Genomic DNA, 17,891 nt, shown 5'->3' with positions numbered 1-17,891 from the left:
CTCTGATGGCAGCCTCGGTTGGGCCGTTGTTAGCTCGCCCGACAATCTAGGAACGGCAACACATCGTGTGGAGTGTCTGTGTGCACAGTGAAGAGGGGATTCCGGTGCCGCAGTGCACCGCGAGCCGGGAAAGTGCAGGCAGGGCCCCGTGATCAAAGTTCCGGCATGACGCGCGTCACCTTATGTGTGCGCTGTGGAAACATGCCGGCAGCGCGAGGCACGCCGTCATCGGGTCGAAACGGGACCGCCGAGCGTCAGTGCACGGCCGACCACGCGCTCGGCCCGCCACCCCGCCACTCGATAAGCGGTGAGTTCACCAGGTCCACCACGTCCAACCCCAACAGGCCGGCACGCTCCAGGAACACACTCAGATCGTGCAGGCCGAACGCGGTCGCCTCGGTCGGCATATCCGTGAGACCCCGATCCGATGCGGGTGGAACGCCAGCGGGCGGGTGAACTGTCCTGTCCGTCATGCGGCTTGCACGGTGGCCTGCGGGCGGGGAAGCGAGGCGTTGGGATGGACTGCCTGCCGGCTGAGGCGACGAGTCATCAGCGTGGCTCGACACCGGCGTACTGAATGCCGAAGCCGCGGTCGACGGCTGGTACGCATTGCTGACATCCGTCCCCGCCGACCAGGCGGACGCAGGGCAGGCCCTGATCCACTACAAGGGCCAGGGCACGGTCGAGCGCCGCTACCACGACTTCAAGGGCCCGCTCGCGGTCGCGCCGGTCTTCGTCCAGCACAACCGGCGCGTTGCCGCCCTGATCCAGGTCATCTGCCTGGCCATCCCGGTGTTCTGCCTGATCGAGCGGCAGGTCAGACGGGCGCTCGGCCCCGAGCAGACCATGAGCGCCCTCTACCCCGACAACCGCCGCGTCCGTCCCACCGGGCGCATGATCTTCTACCACCTCGGCGAACTCACCCTGCGGATCGGCAACAGCACGGACCGCCCACCGTCCAGATCACCCGCGGCGTCCAACTCCACCTCCTCGACCTAATCGACACCGACATCGGACAAACCCACTGGCCACAGGCCTGAAACGGTGAACCGCGAAGTCCAGGTCTAGCTGCCGTGGTCGATCGGGTGACGCGACCAGCGCGCAGGCGCGGCTTGCGCAGTCGATGGCTCCGGACGTCGATCTGCCTGCCCCAGCCTCCGATGCACAGTCAGCCGTGCAGTCCATCACGGCGGTGCGCAGTGCGCACGGCGAGGGCGGCGCGTGGTCGGTGACGGTGGCTGCGCAGTACACCGACGGCTCGGTGCTCCACTGCACGGTGCCGGTTGCTCCTGGCCGCGATGGCGCTCGTTCACGGTGATCGACGCGCCCGGCATGGTGGCCGGACCCGGCCGAGCAGCAGTGCCCGCGTCGCCGTACAGGGCGAGAGTCCCCGGCGGTGACCTGTCCTCCGCTGTCGGCCAGTTCCTCGCCGCCTATCTGACCAGTGCCGGAGAAGTCGACCGTCACCTCGCCCCCGGTGTGACGCTGTCGGCCGTTGAAGCGGTCGTCCTCGGACGCGAAGGGCGCGTCGGGCAGGGCGCGTATGTTCGGGATGCCCGGGAGACTGGAGCGGCCTGGACCTGCGGAGTGGCCGGGCACGGCCTGCACACTCCACGAGCGGGCGGCCCGGTGGACAACGCGCGCCGCTCGCTGGAACTCCCCAGCGCGTTGAACACCGGGCCGAGTGAGGCGGCGAGCGGCCCTGACCGTTTTGTTTTCAAGGGTTCTCATCAACAGTGTGGATGTGCCGGAACGGGGCACGATGGTCGCGCGGACCGTGGCGGTGCCCGCAGCTCTGTCCCGCGCGTGGCAAGCCAGAAACCGGAGTCCGAACCAGATGTCGGGGAGACCCCGGGAACGGGGCCGCCTTCACCGTGTGGCCCGTGCATGCCGGTGCTCGGGAGCACTCAGGCACCAATTTCAGGTATCGAGGAGCCTCGTAGGTGACGGGCTACGGCGTCAGGCCTTGGGTGTCGCGCCATTCCCGGGGGGACATTCCATAGGCGGCCCGGAACACCCGGCTGAAATGCGCGGCGCTGGTGAAACCCCATCGGTGCGCCACCGCGGCGATCGTGAAATCGTTCCGGCGGCGCGCCACAGTGCGCCGGCACTCCTCGAGGCGACGCCGCTGGATCCACCGGCAGACAGTGACGTCTTCGCTCTCGAACACCCTGTGCAGATAGCGCAGGGATAAGTGGTGGGCTCGGGAGATGGCCTGTGGGGTCAGATCGGGGTCCGCGAGGTGTCGGTCGATGAATGTCTGGATCTGCAGCAGCAGTGCCCGGTTCTCGCTGGGTGTGTCCGTGCTGGTCCGGCCGAACAGCTCGTGGGTCAGCGTGCCAAGCGGGCCTACGACGTTGTGGGTCATCAGTTCACTGGTGCGTGGCGGGTAGGTTTCCGCGCTGTCCACGAGTTCGGCCAGGAAGGGCGAGAGCAGGCTGCCCAGGGGCGTGTCGGGGCCGAGGGGTGAGGCCGTGATGTGAGTCATGTCGGACTCGTTCAGGCCCAGAACGTCTCTACACAACTGTGTCTGCCGCAGCGCCTGAGGCAGGCGGCACACATCGTGCCATCCGCCGCATCCTGCCCGGCTTGTGCCCCAGGGCACGCAGGAGGGGCTGTAGGCCCGCGGCAGAGGCCCGCCACCAACTGGCCGAGGCGTTCCTGCACTCCCAGTAAAGAAGCCGTGCGTTCGTGGGCAACTGGCGGCAGGATCTTCGCCCTAGCGTGATGGCATCCCGTGCAGCAAACACCCGGACGTCAAACGCCGATGGGCTGATGCCGTCCGTACAGAGCCCCGTCTCGTCGAGACGGAGCGTGGTCCTGCACGCGCCAGTCACTACAGACGAAGGAACGAGATCTTGCCGTACATCACCGTGGGCCAGGAGAACTCCACCACCATCGACCTCTACTACGAGGACCACGGCAGCGGACAGCCGGTCGTCCTCATCCACGGCTTCCCGCTCGACGGCCACTCGTGGGAACGGCAGAGCGTCATGCTGCTGGAGGCCGGCTACCGCGTGATCACCTACGACCGCCGCGGCTTCGGACAGTCCAGCCAGCCGACGACCGGCTACGACTACGACACCTTCGCGGCCGACCTGAACACCGTGATGGAGACCCTCGACCTGCACGACGCCGTCCTGGTCGGCTTCTCCATGGGCACCGGTGAGGTCGCCCGGTACATGTCCGCCTACGGCTCGGCCCGGGTCTCCAAGGTTGCCTTCCTGGCTTCGCTGGAACCCTGCCTGCTCAAGACCGACGACAACCCGGACGGGGTCGCCCCGAAGGAGTTCTTCGACGGCGTCGTCGCGGCAGTCAAGGCGGACCGCTACGCCTACTACACCGCCTTCTACAAGGACTTCTACAACCTGGACGAGAACCTCGGCACCCGCATCAGCGAGGAAGCGGTCCGCAACAGCTGGAACGTCGCCGCGGGCGGCGGCTTCTTCGCCGCTGCTGCCGCGCCGTCGACCTGGTACACCGACTTCCGGGCCGACATCCCGGCCATCGACGTGCCAACGCTGATCCTGCACGGCACGGGCGACCGCATCCTGCCCGTCGAGGGAACCGCACGGCCGTTCCACAAGGCGCTTCCGTCCTCGGACTACGTGGAGATCGAGGGCGCGCCGCACGGCCTGCTGTGGACCCACGCAGAAGAGGTCAACACCGCACTCCTCACCTTCCTGCGGAAGTGACACCCGTCCGCAGGCCCGCCATGCGGGCCTGCGGAACGACGCCGCCATCGGGATCGCCGGAAACGGGAAATGCACAAAGTCCCCGGTGGATGCATCTCCGGGGGTGCGCGAGGCCGCTCCGGGAACGGAGGGGCATCCGGGCGCCGGCTGGGGTGCCAGCCCACCTTGCGCTGCAGCGGTCAGCCGCCGCGATCCCGTTGAATCACCCGAGCCTGTATGTAGCAGTGCCGGAATCCCGGTGGCGGTATTCCATACCGAAGGTGTTCACCCCGAGGGCCGCGATCAGCACCGCGGTGAGCAAGGGCATCAGGGACAGACCCTTGATGAACTGCTCGGTGCCGGTGGAGCCGGTCCGGCCGTCGGCCAGGGCGAAGCAGAGCTGGAGCAGGACCACAAGGCCGCTCAGCACCCAGGTCGACCGCAGGGTGCGCATGCCCGCCCAGGTTTAGCGGAGGGCCGGGAGGACGGGGCCCGGAGAGCTGGACACGCTGGCGCTCATGCCGCCGCCTTCCTCTCGAGCTCGCGCTGCCCGGCGCTGTACTGGCCGGCCTCGGCGGTGGCGGCAAGGAATGCCTCTTCCAGACTGCTCTCGCGGGTGTGCAGCTCACGCACCCGTACTCCGGCACCGGCCGCGACCTCCCCCACCCGGTCGGCGTCCAGGCCGTCGACGACGACCGTGTCCGGTCCCTCCCGGCGAGCGGTCGCGCCCTCGGCGCCCAGCCCCGCCTGCAGGGCTTCCGCATCTGATGTGCACACCACCAGCTTTGAGCGGGTGTACGCGGCGATGAACTCCCGTACCGACTGGGCCGCGATCAGCCTGCCCCGGCCGATCAGCACCAAGTCGTCGGCGGTCAGCGCCATTTCGGTCAGCTGATCGCACAGCATGGAAGCGGCCGGATCCACCCAGCGCCTCGGCGCAATCGGTTTCTCGTTGCCGCCCCGAGCGGGCTCGGCGGCAACCGTGAGCAAGAGCCGAGTCGGCAGCCCGCTCGTTACCGGGAGCTCGGCCGTGCCACGGCATCGTCAACGCGACGACACGAAGGTGTCAGAGCGCGACCGTATGCCGCGGCAATCACACATACATAACGAGACGCTCCACAGAGAAGGACACGCCGTCAGCATGCACTCCATCGCCGCGCTCGTAATGATTGTGCTGTTCGTCGCCTATTGCATCTTCATCGTCAGTGCGCTGCGGAGCGCAGTGACTTCGAGGCTGCAGTTGCTCGCCAAAGTACTGTGGGTTGTGGTGATCTACGCACTGCCGTTTGCGGGCAGCCTGCTCCGGCACCTGGTGGGCAAGACGTCCGCCCTGGTCTGAGCAGCGACAGGGTTCGAGGAGGCCGCGGCCCTGACGGAGCGCCGCCCATCGTGGCCGGCTTCGAGGGGTCCAGGGTGGTGGTCCTTCCCGGGTGGGTCCACCTCTCCGCCTGACGCCGTGCGTCCCCGCCCCCCCCGGACGGCCGCAGGCACTTTCGGCCCGCACCGCGTGATACGCGGCGGGCTAACGGCGCTTGTCACTACGGTCGTTGGGAGCGCGGAGTCAGCCGAGCTGCCCGGTCGGTCGCATGGTGATGTGGTTGATGTCCACACCCGCGGGCTGGTTGACGGCGAAGACGATCGTGTCCGCGATCTGGTCGGCGGTCATCGCCGGCGCCTGCTCGGGGGTGCCGCCGCGCTTGTCCCAGAACGGAGTGTCCACCACCCCAGGCGCGACGACGGTCACGCCGATCCCGTCCTTGCCGACCAGCAGCCGGGTGTTCTCGGCCAGCGCGTGCGCGGCCCACTTGGTGACCGAGTACAGGTTGCCAGGCGTGTTGCGCACCCCGGCGACCGAACCGATGATCACGATCCGGCCCTTGGACTCCCTGAGGTGCGGCAGGGTCTCCCGTACCAGCAGTGCCGGGCCCAGGACGTTGGTGAGGACCATGGCGCGCATGTCCTCGGGGACATGGCTCTCCAGGGTGCCGGGCAGCGAGAATCCGGCGTTGGCGATGACGTTGTCCAGCCGGCCCCACACATCCACGACGTGACGCACGGCGGCGGCGACGTCGTGCTCGTCACTGGTGTCGCCGGTGATCGTCAGCAGCCGCTCGCCCGCTCCGGCCGAAGCGGCGAAGGCTGCCAGTTTGTCCACGTCACGTCCGGTGACGGCTACGCGGTGGCCCTGCTTGAGCAGGGCACGGGCGGTGGCGGCGCCGATTCCGGTCGAGCCACCGGTGATCAGCGTGACGGGTTCCATGGGACGTCCTCCTGCACAATGTGGTCAACGGGAGACCGCTTCCAGCGGAAGCGATTGTCGATGAATTGGGCGGCCGGCCCGCATCGCCAAGTGCCAAGACACCCAAGGGAAATGACGTCGCTCCCGTGTCTGCATCCTCGGCCGCGTGGCTGACTCCGCCTGGAAGCATACCTGTATGACAATTTCTGCTGTGCTCTTCGACGTCGACGGAGTCCTGTTGGACTCAGCTGCCGTTCACCGGAGGGTCCGGAACTCTTGGTCTCTGGCGCATGGACTGGAGCCTGAGAAGGTTGGGCAGCTCACCTTTGGACGCCCCGAGGACACGGACGGAGACGCAGCTGCGCAGCTGGATCCAGCCGTCGAACGTTTCGGCGGTGGGCCCCTTCCCCGCAGTGGATTCATGACAGCGATGGGGAACACTCGAAGCCGTTGAACGCCTCGTACATGCGCAGGCCGACAGCCCCTGTTTCATGCACTTCATCTGTCATCGCCCCACTTCCAACCAGTGGCCCACCGGCATCGACCAGCGTTGACCTGGCTGGGGCATCACGCCGCGGACGCTGAGGCTGGCTTCGTCTGCTCAGCTCGGACTGTCGTGCGGAACGGGCGCCGCCCAGCAGCAGGCTGTATGGAGCTACGAGGTGCTGAAGGTCCACCAGCGCTGGCGCCACGGCCCGCGATGAAGTGGCCAGCGACTGACGCCCCTGGCCCCTGCAGACGGCCCCCAACACGACATGGGCCCCCTCCGACACAGACCGCACCGGGCCTGGCTTGATCCACCACCGCGTGCGAAGCCCGACTCAGGTCTGCGAAGCCGCACCGGCCCCGGCGCACCCGGTCAGGTCAGCCCGAGCTTGTCCATTGCGGTGCTCCAGTCCGTGGCGATGGCCTGCGGTGCGGCCTTCAGCGTGCAGCTGAAGGCCGATGTCGTGGTCGTACTCGGTATCGCCAAGACTGCCGGTATAGCCGTAGGAGGCGGCGTTCAGCTTCTTCTCCTTCCCGGTGACCGCCACCGGCGGCCGGATGCCCTTGGTGTAGCCGCCCTTGCGGCAGATCGTCTGCGCCAGATTCGCCTGCGTCACCGCCGGCGACGTCGCACCCGGAGTGCACTTGAGATCCGGCAGCGGCTCACCCTTCTCATACCGGTAGTGACAGCTGCCCGCGGGCGGCTGCTGCTGCGCCGTGTACTTCCGCTGCGGCCCCGCACACACCGGAGTCTCCCCCACCGAACCCGCAGCCGACGCCCCGTTCTTCCCGCCCGCACCTCCCTCTACCGTTTCAGCAGCCAGTTCACGATGCGGTCGATGGCCTCGTCCTGTTCCGGGACGCGCTCGCCCGCCTGCCAGGCCAGTGAGAGCAGGACGAGCAGGCTGGGTGCTTCAGCTGGCCTTGAGCTGCAACGATAGGACTTGCTGAGGGGCCTGTCCGTGGGAGCGAAAGAGGCGCACCCCAGGTGAAGAGCCGTGGCGCAAGCGGCCGGCCGTGGATGAACGATCGCGGCTGGAGGCGCTGCTTGAGCTGGCGGTACAACTCGGTGACTGCGGCATCGGCTGGTGCTGTCACCTTGTCGGTGGCGACGTGACAGCACCGGTATCGGTGGCGGCGTGGACACCGACCGCGACCTGGCAGTTGGCTCGCTTGCCCAACGCTCCGCACTCGTGGTTCCGCCGACGCACGTCATACGCCCCCAGGGCGACGGGTGACGGCGGGCCGGTCGACTGTGCAGTCGATCCCTCGCATGACGCTTCGTGCCGCACAGTCCGCTCACGCATCGCGCACGCACGAAGCCCGCGTCCTGGAAGCCGGCCGCTCTTTGTCGCGTCTCCGATCTTGAGCGGTGCGCCTGCTCGGGGCCTCTGACATTTCGTTACGCTCAGTGTTGGCACCTGGGTGGCTGCCGCCGGGCAGCAGGCGCGCCGAGACCTGGGGCACTACACGGCCGCTGTCCCTCTCCGTGACTACGGGTAGAGCTTCTCGCCCTTCGCCAGCATCGCTACGTACTTCTCTATCCGGCGCGCCCGGGTCTCGGGCTTCTTGGCGTCTTGGACCCTATACAGGATCGCGTAGCGGTTCTGCCGATCCAGTGTCTCGAAGAACTCCGCCGCGGCCGGGTCGGCGGCCAGGGCCGCCGTGAGGTCGTCCGGCACCGTGGCGGTCTTCGCGCCGTCGTAGGCCGCCTCCCAGCGGCCGTCTGCCTTGGCGCGGTCGACCTCGGCCTGCCCCGGGGGATGCATCCGGCCCTGCTCGATCAGGGCGGCCACCTTGTCCCGGTTGGCCTTGGACCACTTGCTGCGCGGCTTGCGCGGGGTGAACCGCTGGAGCCACCACTGATCGTCGAACTTGGCCTTCTGGCCGTCGATCCAGCCGTAGCAGAGTGCCACATCGAGCGCCTGGGCATAGTCCAGCGCGACGATTCCGGGGCCCTTCTTGCGAAGCTTGAGCCAGATGCCGGACGAGACGGCGTGGTTCTCGTCGAGCCATGCCTGGAATGCCTCGGCGGATTCGAATGCGACGATCTCCAAGTCCTGAGTCACCCCACCAGCGAACCACACCAGGCCGATGTCATGACTGTCCCCGTACCACCGCCACCGTTAAAGCAGGCCCACCTGCGCCGGCGCGCTGTGCACTGCGGCACCGGAACCCCCACCTCACCGTGCAGCTAGACACCCCACACGATGCGTTTCCGGGCCTAGATTCGGGTTGGTCGACAGGGGCCGTCCCGGGTGTGTGGACTTGTGCGGGAAACGAGACTCCGCACGGTCACCGGAGGCGGCCTGGTCGTGCCGCTTCGCGCAACGTTGCCCCAAGCGGCAACAACGGGGGAAGCCGAGCGGTCATGCCAGGCCGCCCCCACAAGCAGGGGGAACACATCATGAACTTCACGTTCGGACGCCGCACGGCGATGGTCGCCACCGCCGCGGCGCTGAGCGTCGGCGCGCTCACCGCGACGGCCGGGACCTGCCTCCGCCGACGGTGACGTCCAGATCAGCGTCGGCCAGCGGGGCGGCCTTTACAGCGACCCCAACACTACGGACGGCAAGATCGGGGGGATGACGTTCCCCCGGGCGGCGAAGTCTCCGCCCACTGCTGGACCGTCGGCCAGAGCATCGGCACCTACGGCGACACCTGGTGCCAGGTGAACTGGGTGGACTACGACGGCAACGGTTTGTGGATAGAAACCTCCACCGCATGCGTCTTCGCCGGGCACGCCGACGGCAATGCCCGCAGCGTCAACCGGGACCCGAACATCCCTGAGTGCTGACGATGCCGAGCGCGCCAGGACGGGTGGGGACCGGGAACCGCACAGGAGAGGGAAAGCGCATGCCTCAATGGAGGGCGGCCCCAACAAGGGTGACGCCAGTACGAACGAACACGGCCGAGGAGACCACCGCGGCGACGGAGGCGGCGGACGCGACCGCCGAAGGCACGGCCAGCAATGCAGAGACAGCCACGCCGACCAGCGAGTGAACTGCGCGGACGAACAACAGGGAAGGCTCATAGGCCCGCAACGGGCCGCAATCGCACTCAGGGGGAACACATGCCCGATTGGTCCGGAGGCATCACCAAGGCCGTCGTCGCTGGCAGCATCACCGTCGCGGGCGTCGTCACCGGCACTGGCACCGCCCACGCCGACCCCGCGACGGCCTGCCGATCGGGGATCAACGGCCCCACGGTCGCAGTCACCAACACCATCTCCATCGGCTCCTGCTGCTACGTCGAGGGCAATGGCTACACCATCTGGGGCTGGATCCCGTACCAGAACAACTCTGGCAGCTCAGTGACGTACTGCGCGCACGCGATCGACGTCATCCACGGCGGCTGGGCCCACGACTTCGGTTGCGACAGCACCACTGCCGCCCAGCAGGGGATGGCCCACCCGGGAGCGGCGGATCCCTACCACAAGTGGGGCTGGCAAACCTGGGGTGCGGGCCCGGGCACCTACGTCATCTCCGCCGGGTTCTGGCTGAACGGCCACTATCTCGGCGACGTCGAGAGCCCGATGACCACCATCGGAGCGCACGCCTGAAGGGTGTTGCACAAGGCTCTGATCTGGGCATCTTCCATGTATGGCTGGGGTGTCAAGGGCTGAACGTGTGTGGGTGGAGACGTTCACGGGGCTGCGGGTGACAAAGTTGTCGGCGCTGTTGAAGGTGGTGCGGGAGCGCGGCGGCAACGGCACGTCGCGGGGCCGGCCGTGGTCCTTGCCCCTGGCCGAGCGGGTGCCGATGGCCGCGGTGTACTACCGCACGAACTTGACCATGCGGCAGCTGGGCCCGCTGTTCGGCGTCTCCTCCTCCACGGTGTGCGGTGTGATCCAGCGGCTGGGACCGCTGCTGGCACTCGAACCGGTCTCCCGCCCGGCTGATGCCCCGGACCGGATGTGGATCGCGGACGGCACACTCGTCCCGGTCCGCGACCGCGGCGTGGGCTCTCCTCCCGTAACTACCGGTTTTCAGCGTGTGTCGCCGACCTCGAATCTATTCAGCCCCGAGAGTCTCGGCAGCTGCTGTGCGCCGAGGGGGCTGGAGCTGCAACCCGAAGTGGTCACCGGGTTGGGTGATCGGTCCCTGCTGCACCGTGGCAGGGACCGATGATGTGGAGATGACTGCCAGCTCACGTGCTCATTCGTTCAACTCGGCTGCTGCGCAGTACGAGGCGAGCCGCGCTTCGTATCCGCCCGTGCCCTTCGACTTCGTCGAGGAGTCCCTGAGCCGTTCCCTGGCGGGTGCCCGCGTCGCTTACGTCGGCGCGGGCACGGGAATCGCGACCTCCCTGCTGCGGGAGCAGGGTGCCGATGTGGTCGCCGTCGAGCCTGGTGACGCGATGGCCGTCGAGTTTCGTCGGGTGCTCCCGGACGTGCTGATCGTGCGAGAGACGGCAATGTGCTGCCACTCGCCGATGCCTCGCACGACCTGATCACGTACGCGTAGTCGTGGCAGTGGACCGACACCGGCCGCTCTGCCCCGGAGGTCCTGCGGGTCCTGTGCGCGGACGGGGCTCTCGCGATCTGGTGGAACACCACCGCGTTCGACGTGCCGTGGATCCGCGCTCAGCACGAGCGCATCGCGCACCACTGCGGAGTTCCCGCTCGTTCCGCGGTGCGTCCCCACGACAGCGAGGCCGTCCGGCTCACGGGGCTGACCGGACTGCGGATCGTGCGCCGGCAGATCCGCTGGCAGCGGACCGTCCCTCTTGACACACACCTCGCCAATATCAGCAGCCGCTCGGCGTTCCTTGTCCTCGACCAGACCACGAACCGGGCCTTTCTCGCCGAAGAGCGCAGGCGACTGCGCGGGGCATTCCCTGATGAACTGGTGGAAGGGGTCTATGTCGTTGATGTGCTCGTGGCCACTCGTCCGTGACCTTGCGACGGGTGGCGCTGTTCACCGGTTTCGGTTCTGGCACGGCTTCCGTGCAGCGGCGACTCCATGTAGTTGGTACGACTGCTCGGCCGTAATTCCCGGGCGGTCGTGTGCACGGGTCTCGTACGGTGCCGAGATGTTGACTGTACGAGCTATGACCGAAGTCGATGTCCCGGCTGTGTCAGCGATACGAGTGACCGGCTGGCAGGCCGCATATGCCGGAATCCTGCCCCAGTCCTACCTCGACGAAATGACGGTTGAGGCCGATGTTCAGCAGCGCCGTCGGCACTTCGAAAGGTCGAGAGAGGGCACGACCAACCTGGTAGCGGTCGACGCCCGTGGACGGGTCGTGGGTTGGGCATGCTTCGGACGCTTCCGCGGCAATGGAACGAGTACGGCCATGGGCGAGCTCTACGCCCTGTACGTTCAGCCCTCACTCATTGGGTCCGGAATCGGCCGCATGCTCCTCGAAGCCGTGCACTCTCACGCTCACGCGGATGACTTCGGCCTGATGTTGCTGTGGGTCCTCACCGACAACACTCGGGCACGTCACTTCTACGAGCGAGCGGGGTATATCGCCGACGGTGCTGTCCAGGCTGACGACTACGACGGAGTGTCGGTTTCCGAAGTTCGTTACCGGCGCGCCCTGTAGGACCGTGGCTGGTGAACTCGCCGCAAGGTCAGGCGAGGAGGACCCGTTTACGCAGGAGAGGGAAGCCCGCGCGGCCGAACATCTGCCGTTTGAGCATCTTGCCGATTGACATGACCTTCGACGACGCCCGAGTTCCAAGGGAGGCTGAGGCCGGCGATGACGGCGTCGCGGTCGCGGTCGATGCCGACGGCGAGCGTGTGGAGGCTGGGCAAGTCGTTCGTCCTGCTGGCCGGCATCGAGCCTGTCCGGCAGGCGCTCGCCCTGATGGGCGGTGACCATGGCCGCGAAGGACCGGACGTGCCGAGTCAGCTCGTCGAGTTCTGGGCAGTGAGCACAGACAGCCTTGAGCTGGAGTTGCTAGGGTTCGGTGAAGGAATCCGGGCCGACGGCTCGCGGCGAGGACGGCCGGGCAGTCACCGGCCTTGGTGTGGTGCGCTTGTCGCGCAGGTAGTCGCGAACGCGCTGGTAGCTGCCCTTGTAGCCGAGCGGCACGACCTCCTCCCACAACTTCCACGCGTTCGTACAGCCCTCGTTCCAGCGGTGGTCCAAGTAGGGCTTGTAGTCATCGAGGTCCGATGGCCGGTTCTGCCACTGACCGGTGAACAGCTTCTCCGGCGTCGCAACGTCGGCCAACTGCTTGACGGTTCGTCAGCTCATCCCGAGCTGAAGCTGGACCGAGCGCAGACTGAGTCCTGCCCTCAGCAGGGCGTGGACGGCAGCGTGCCCTTCCCGGGTGCGGTCGGCGAACCGGTGTCCTCGTGGCCAAGGTGACCCGGACACGGCCGCCGCCGAGATGGCCCCGAGCTCGGGCTGGCCCCACGGGCGTCAGGACGCGCAGACAGCGCCGACGCTGGGTGACGCTCCGCTCGGCGGCCTCACTCAGGTTGTGCCAGAGGCGCCACCTGTCCGCGACCTGGACCGCCTGCGGTGCCCCGGCCGCGGCGCCTTCAGCGAAGAACGGCGCGCGGTCCCGGTAATCGACCTCGATGCCGGGCGTGCTGGGCCGAGCCATGCAGCCCAGGCTGGATGCCTCCCGGTCCGGGGGCAGGTCGACCGGACGGCGGGTTTCGACGTCCACCAGGACGGTGCCGTAGTGGCGGACCTTACGTGTGGCGTACTCCCCCGTCGGCCCGTAGTTTGTGCTGCGAAGGCATGCCTTGTGTCCGCAGAGGCCGTGTGTGGTCGGGTGCGTGTTGCAATTGAACAGGTCCGCTTTCGCCGCCGCGTTCGCAACGATGGCGGCGTCGTGTGTTGCATTCGAGCCCCGCCGATGTGACGCAGTTCATCGCAGGGTCTTGATGGTGGAAGGGACGGGCTGAGTGCGTCCGTTGTGGCAGGGTCGGGGCATGCCCTTTGATCACAACGACCACTATCACCGTCTGCTGTTGCGCCAGGTGCCGCGGAACTGCGGTGCGGCACAGTCCAGGCCGAACGCGGCGCACCGCTCGTTGGTCCGCCTGAAGGCCGCCTGCCAGGCCGCCGGGTCCATCGGGCGACCGTGCTCTGCCGGCCACAGCCACAACGGCTGGCCCGACTCCCTGCACAGGCGCCTGCGATCGGCGACGCTCAGCCGGGTGTAGAGCCGCGCCCGGCCCGCGAGCACCACCGCGTGACGGCGCACCGCCCTGGGCCCGTCTTCGGATGACGCGCGAGACAGTGGCAGAGGTGTTCGCCGAGCTGTCAAGGCAGGACCTCGAGGCGAGGGGGCAGGAGCCAGTGGTGCCAAAGACGCAGGTGGAGCCCGAACTCCGGGTGATGGGGGGTGGTCTTGGTGCCGCACTGGCGGAACGGGCTCACGACGGACGTGCTGCCGGATGTGTACCCGAGCATCGTGGACATAGGCGACCGGCCATCTCAAAACCGTCCGCAGACCGGCCCCGCTCCGGAGCCAATGAGGTGCCTGTCCGCAGCCCGGCCATTCGATCGGCTTGGACTGCGGCGTTTCATCCTGGCCCCGGTGTGTCAGTTCTGCAGGCGCCAGTGCTGGTTCGCACCGCCCGTGCAACTCCATAGCTGAACTTTCGTCCCCTTGGCGGTCCCCTGGCCGCTTGCGTCCAGGCAGAGCCCCGACTGCGCTGCTGTGATCGTGCCGTCGGGATTGACGTTCCATTGCTGATCTGCCTGCCCGCTGCAGTCCCAGATCGCCGCCGGGGTGCCGTTGCCCGCTGTCTGGCCCACGCCCAGGCACTTGTCGCCGTAGACAACCAGCTGCTTTCCGGCGGTGAAGGTCCACCGTTGGTTGGAGCCGCCGTTGCAGTCCCACAGTTGTGACTGCGTGCCGTTGGCCGTGGTGGAGTTGTCGATGTCGAGGCAGCGCCCCGACTGCTGGCCGACGATCTCCTGGCTGCCGGACGGCGGTGGCGAATTCGAGCCGAACTGTGTGAAGAACTGCCACACCGCCGCCGACGTCCAGGTGTGCCAGCCGTCACCGGTGGAACCGTCGACAGGACCGGGATCGTGGCCCGCTCCGTCGAACGCGGCCCAGACGACGGGGTATCCGGACCTGCATCCTGAGTAGGTGGTGATTATGTGCGTCAGGCTTCCGTAGGCCGGCTCGGGCGGGTTCTGCGGGGTGCAGCCATTCGCCCGGACGAAGGTGTCGCGCAGTTCCCGTCCCGACGAGATGGGCAGCACGTTGTCCCTGATGCCGTGCAGACCCATGTACGCGATGGGCTGAGTGCCGCCGTTGCACCCGCTGAGGTTCGCTCCGGAGTAGACCGCGACCGCGCGGAAGACCGTCGCCCGGGAGCAGGCGAGGGCGTACGACATCGCGCCGCCGTAGCTGAAACCGGCGGAGAACAACTGCGTGGTGTCGACACACAGACCTGCTTCGATCTGGCTGACCATTGCGTCGACGAAGGCCACGTCCTGGCCGCCGGAGTTGGCCCAGCCGTTGTCGATGCCCTGGGGGGCGACGAAGATCGTGCTGTTGTTCGCGTTGTCCGCCAGGCGCCGTAGGCCGTAGTAGGACCAGTTGTACCCGTCCGTTCCGCCCGAGTCGACGTCGTTGGCCGTGCCGCCCCGCCAGTGGAAGCCGAGGATCAGCCGGTAGGGGTGGTTGCTGTCGTAGTCGGCAGGAACCCGCAGTATGTAACTGCGCGTCTGGCCGCCGCTCTGAATCGTGTGTGTGCCACTCGTCAGCGTGGGGGCCCTGCCGCAGCCGGCAGTCGCCCTTGGGGCGCCGGTGGTCGTGACCGACGCGGGCGGGCCAAGGCCACTGCTGAACGAGGTGCCCGCAGCGGCCAGGACGAGAAGTATCGCGGCCGCGATGGACACTAAGAGCGGTTTGCGTTTCATGCATTCCTTCTTCCGTAGTCGAGGGATGTGCAGGGAGCACCGATCGGTTGGGGACGGGTGCTGTGTGCGGCGGTGACACCGCGACGAATGAGGCTGGGGCAGTTCAGACCGCGGTGATGGTCCATTCGTTGTTGGTGCTGGAGTTCGGTGTCCACATGACCGTGGTGGAGCCGACCGTGGTACTGCCGCTGCCGTCAAGGGCGGTGCCGGTGCTCCGATTGACGATCTGGTAGCGGTTGCCGCCGAGGCTGTTGAGCGACCACTGCTGGTTGTTGCCGCCGTTCCACGCCTCCTGGCGGGCGGAAGCGCCGTGGGCGGAGTTGCCCCAGCTGTCGGCGGCCATGCCGTTGGTGCGGTTCATGATGCGGTAGTAGCCGTTGCCGACGTCGATCAGCTGCCACTGCAGGTTGGTGCTCCCGTCGGAGTTCCACTGCTTGAGGTTGGAGCCGGAGGCGACGTTGCCTCCAAGTTCCCGCCGCCGATCCAGCCGGGCGCCCCCAGGCGAGCCCGTACAGCTTGATGTCCGGGTTGCGCGCCTTGGCCTGCTCCATCAGCCACCACTCGTAGCCCCGGTCGCAGTTCAGGTCGGACCGGGTGTGCTGGTGACTCGGCTCGGCCCCCGAGGTATGGCGTTCCCTGGCCGCCGGGGTGGTCCGGCCTTGGGGCGCGATGGCTGTGCTGTTCGTAGGGGCCGTGGCTACCTGGTTGCCGGAGGTCGCTCGCGGGCCGGTGTCCGTGGAGACGCGGTCAGCGGAGGATGAAGTCCTGATTCGTGCCGGGCGTGTTCTTGCACTGCCACTGGTCCAGTTGCTGCCCCGGATTGCTGCCGGCGCCGTAGACGTCCAGGCACAGCCCGCTGTTCTTGTTCTGGAACTCGTAGGAGCCGTCGGACTGCCGCACAGGCAGCCAGAGGCTGCCCGCCGCCGCGCCGGTGGCCTGCTGGAGGATGTCCGGGGTGCCCGCCGCCGTGGAACCGCCGGCCACCGCCACGTCCAGGCCGGAGTTCTGGGCCCGCAGTTCCCCGTAGCCGTCCGTGGCGGGCACGAACCGGAACTGCTGGTTGCCCTGCCCGTTGCAGGTCCACTGGTCGATCGCGGCACCGGCGCTGCCGGAGTTTCCGTACACGTCGAGGCACAAGTTGTTGTTGGCGGCCACGAGTTGGTGGTAGCCGTCCGGGAAGCCCCCGCCGCCGGACGAGGCCGGTGTCACATGGACGGCGAACGCGTCGTGCGCGTCCTGGAACGTGATCGGCACGGTGATCGAGCCGCCCGAGGTGCGCACGTTCTGGTCGTACACGGTCTGGGGCGCACCGAGCGGCGCCTGGTCCGGGATGCGGTGGACGATGACGTGCACGCTGCCGACGTTCGCCAGCCAGGGTACGGACGACAGCCCGTCGAAGGTCACGGACGCGGCGCCGGTGTACCCATTCGAGTCGCCGACGATCGCCACCGCGCGCTTGTTCGCGGAGTCCTCGGAGGCCGAGATCGCCGTCGAACCGATCTGGCCGGAGGTGTCCACGAGGGTACCGGTCATGTCGGCGTAGTCCCGGAGCGCCCACCAGTTGCCGGTCGGCTGCCAGGCGCCCCCGCTCCGGGTGAGAACTCCCGTCAGGTTCGGGGTGACACAACACACCCAGTTGCCGCGCATCGCGTTGGTGTACCCGGACTGCGCGAACCGCGCCAGGTACCAGGCCGTCACCCCGGCGGTCTGCCGGTCGGCCGGCTGGTACTCGTTCGAGGACAGCGGCAGCGGACCGATGCCCGCCGAGCTCAGCGCGTTGTCGAGGCTCCGCGCGACAGTGACGGGGTCGTCGACATCACCCTCGTTGTGGTTGGTGATCATGTCCGGCACTGTCCCGGCCGCCTTCACGTGCGCGAGCCAGGTCTGCCATTCACCCGGGTTGCTCTGCGGGGTGAACGCGAGTGACGGCCCTACGATCTGCGCCTGCGGGGCGATGCGCCGGATCTCCCGGTAGGCGGTGTCCCACATCCGGAAGTACTGGGCGCTGTTCACGCCCCGGGTCCAGAAGGCGGAAATGTCCGGCTCGTTCCAGATGTCGTAGGAGAACGTGAGCCCCGAAGACTGCAACGCTCCCACCGTGGAGTCGATGAAGTCGACCCAGTTGGAGCAGTCGCCGTTGTCGCACGGGTACCTCGTGTTCGACGGCTGGCCTCCGTTCGCGCCGTAGATGTCGCTCACCAGCACCTGGTACTGCGCGTGGTAGGGCGGCCGGGTGAGCCGTTTCGCCTGCGCGGTGATCGAGTCGACGTCGGCCTTGGTGGCCGAGCCGTACTGGTAGCCGTCGCTGATCCAGCCGCCGGAGAACCATCCGCCGCCGCGGAACGCGTTGATCCCCAGCGGCTGGAGGAACTGGTCCACGGGCTGGCTGCCGTCTTCGCTGATTCCGTAGAGGAACCCTTCCCCCACACCGGTCGACGGTCCTCGGGTCGACGCCAGGTGCACGCTCAGCGACTTGTCCGAGGCGGCCTGACTCGCGGCCGTCGACAGCAACGGCAGCACGAGTGCCAGGACGATGCCGACCACCAGTGCCGGACGGCTGGGTCTCGTTCTCGTCCTCATCCGTTCCTCCTGCGATTGGGTGCCTCTTCGCTGCGGCGCGGCGACATGCGGCGGGGCGGCGGTCG

Annotated in this window: 16 protein-coding genes and 4 pseudogenes; 7 read left to right on the top strand and 13 right to left on the bottom strand. The window is 67.7% G+C overall.

From position 1 onward, the window contains the following. Nucleotides 1-254 precede the first annotated feature (254 nt). Complete coding sequence (locus tag GQF42_RS43870; protein ID WP_158929375.1) at nt 255-407, bottom strand: hypothetical protein; 153 nt, start codon at nt 405-407, stop codon at nt 255-257. Between the two features lie 202 nt (nt 408-609). Between GQF42_RS43870 and GQF42_RS46735 the strand changes: the two genes are divergently transcribed. Next, a complete protein-coding gene (locus tag GQF42_RS46735; protein WP_233273709.1) occupies nt 610-999 on the top strand; it encodes a hypothetical protein in 390 nt (129 codons plus the stop codon). Nucleotides 1,000-1,951: 952 nt separating this feature from the next. Here GQF42_RS46735 and GQF42_RS43860 read toward each other — a convergent pair. Next, complete coding sequence (locus GQF42_RS43860) at nt 1,952-2,488, bottom strand: helix-turn-helix domain-containing protein (RefSeq protein ID WP_158929373.1); 537 nt, start codon at nt 2,486-2,488, stop codon at nt 1,952-1,954. Between the two features lie 370 nt (nt 2,489-2,858). Here GQF42_RS43860 and GQF42_RS43855 point away from each other — a divergent pair, with 370 nt between their 5' ends. Continuing rightward, complete coding sequence (locus tag GQF42_RS43855) at nt 2,859-3,695, top strand: alpha/beta fold hydrolase (protein WP_158929371.1); 837 nt, start codon at nt 2,859-2,861, stop codon at nt 3,693-3,695. 202 nt (nt 3,696-3,897) lie between these two features. Here the strand turns inward: GQF42_RS43855 and GQF42_RS43850 are convergent, their stop codons facing one another. After that, nucleotides 3,898-4,128, bottom strand: a complete 231-nt coding sequence (locus tag GQF42_RS43850; RefSeq protein WP_158929369.1) for a hypothetical protein — start codon at nt 4,126-4,128, stop codon at nt 3,898-3,900. 62 nt (nt 4,129-4,190) lie between these two features. Then, complete coding sequence (locus GQF42_RS43845) at nt 4,191-4,556, bottom strand: hypothetical protein (protein WP_158929367.1); 366 nt, start codon at nt 4,554-4,556, stop codon at nt 4,191-4,193. 259 nt (nt 4,557-4,815) lie between these two features. Here GQF42_RS43845 and GQF42_RS43840 point away from each other — a divergent pair, with 259 nt between their 5' ends. Then, nucleotides 4,816-5,013 carry a hypothetical protein gene (locus tag GQF42_RS43840; RefSeq protein ID WP_158929366.1) on the top strand — a complete coding sequence of 66 codons (198 nt, stop codon included), beginning with the start codon at nt 4,816-4,818 and terminating at the stop codon, nt 5,011-5,013. A gap of 222 nt (nt 5,014-5,235) precedes the next feature. Here the strand turns inward: GQF42_RS43840 and GQF42_RS43835 are convergent, their stop codons facing one another. From GQF42_RS43835 to GQF42_RS43825, 3 genes are all read right to left on the bottom strand, one after another. After that, the gene (locus GQF42_RS43835; protein ID WP_158929364.1) at nt 5,236-5,934 is read right to left on the bottom strand and encodes an SDR family oxidoreductase; all 699 of its coding nucleotides are present in this window, start codon (nt 5,932-5,934) and stop codon (nt 5,236-5,238) included. Between the two features lie 800 nt (nt 5,935-6,734). Further along, nucleotides 6,735-7,145, bottom strand: coding sequence for a hypothetical protein (locus GQF42_RS43830; RefSeq protein ID WP_233273708.1), 411 nt, complete (start codon nt 7,143-7,145; stop codon nt 6,735-6,737). Nucleotides 7,146-7,892: 747 nt separating this feature from the next. Next, entirely contained in the window at nt 7,893-8,486 is a 594-nt protein-coding gene (locus GQF42_RS43825; RefSeq protein WP_158929362.1) for a YdeI/OmpD-associated family protein, read from the bottom strand. Nucleotides 8,487-9,472: 986 nt separating this feature from the next. Between GQF42_RS43825 and GQF42_RS43820 the strand changes: the two genes are divergently transcribed. The 4 genes and pseudogenes from GQF42_RS43820 (at nt 9,473) to GQF42_RS43805 (ending at nt 11,949) form a co-directional block, all read left to right on the top strand. Then, nucleotides 9,473-9,961: a hypothetical protein gene (locus GQF42_RS43820; RefSeq protein ID WP_158929361.1), complete on the top strand. Its 489-nt coding sequence runs from the start codon at nt 9,473-9,475 to the stop codon at nt 9,959-9,961. A 40-nt stretch (nt 9,962-10,001) separates the two neighbouring features. Next, nucleotides 10,002-10,399 (top strand): annotated as a pseudogene (locus GQF42_RS43815) (helix-turn-helix domain-containing protein); the annotation flags it as partial. A 137-nt stretch (nt 10,400-10,536) separates the two neighbouring features. After that, a pseudogene (locus GQF42_RS43810) lies at nt 10,537-11,297 on the top strand (class I SAM-dependent methyltransferase). A 154-nt stretch (nt 11,298-11,451) separates the two neighbouring features. After that, nucleotides 11,452-11,949: a GNAT family N-acetyltransferase gene (locus tag GQF42_RS43805; protein WP_233273707.1), complete on the top strand. Its 498-nt coding sequence runs from the start codon at nt 11,452-11,454 to the stop codon at nt 11,947-11,949. Between the two features lie 357 nt (nt 11,950-12,306). On the opposite strand, the gene GQF42_RS43800 is transcribed toward GQF42_RS43805, so the two are convergent. The 6 genes and pseudogenes from GQF42_RS43800 to GQF42_RS43775 form a co-directional block, all read right to left on the bottom strand. After that, nucleotides 12,307-12,582: a hypothetical protein gene (locus GQF42_RS43800; protein ID WP_158929357.1), complete on the bottom strand. Its 276-nt coding sequence runs from the start codon at nt 12,580-12,582 to the stop codon at nt 12,307-12,309. Between the two features lie 739 nt (nt 12,583-13,321). After that, on the bottom strand, nt 13,322-13,570 hold the full coding sequence (locus GQF42_RS43795) for a hypothetical protein (protein WP_158929355.1): 249 nt from the start codon (nt 13,568-13,570) through the stop codon (nt 13,322-13,324). Nucleotides 13,571-13,911: 341 nt separating this feature from the next. Beyond that, a complete protein-coding gene (locus GQF42_RS43790; protein ID WP_199273001.1) occupies nt 13,912-15,246 on the bottom strand; it encodes a ricin-type beta-trefoil lectin domain protein in 1,335 nt (444 codons plus the stop codon). A 103-nt stretch (nt 15,247-15,349) separates the two neighbouring features. Continuing rightward, nucleotides 15,350-15,712: pseudogene (locus GQF42_RS43785) on the bottom strand (RICIN domain-containing protein); the annotation flags it as partial. Next, nucleotides 15,703-15,872 (bottom strand): annotated as a pseudogene (locus tag GQF42_RS47455) (hypothetical protein); the annotation flags it as partial. The pseudogenes GQF42_RS47455 and GQF42_RS43785, both read right to left, overlap by 10 nt. Nucleotides 15,873-15,993: 121 nt before the next feature. Beyond that, nucleotides 15,994-17,826, bottom strand: a complete 1,833-nt coding sequence (locus GQF42_RS43775; protein ID WP_158929354.1) for an RICIN domain-containing protein — start codon at nt 17,824-17,826, stop codon at nt 15,994-15,996. Nucleotides 17,827-17,891: the final 65 nt, after the last annotated feature.

The sequence above is a fragment of the Streptomyces broussonetiae genome (assembly GCF_009796285.1).
In the GTDB taxonomy this organism is placed as follows: Bacteria; Actinomycetota; Actinomycetes; order Streptomycetales; family Streptomycetaceae; genus Streptomyces; species Streptomyces broussonetiae.
This window is presented reverse-complemented; position numbering and strand designations above follow the sequence as displayed.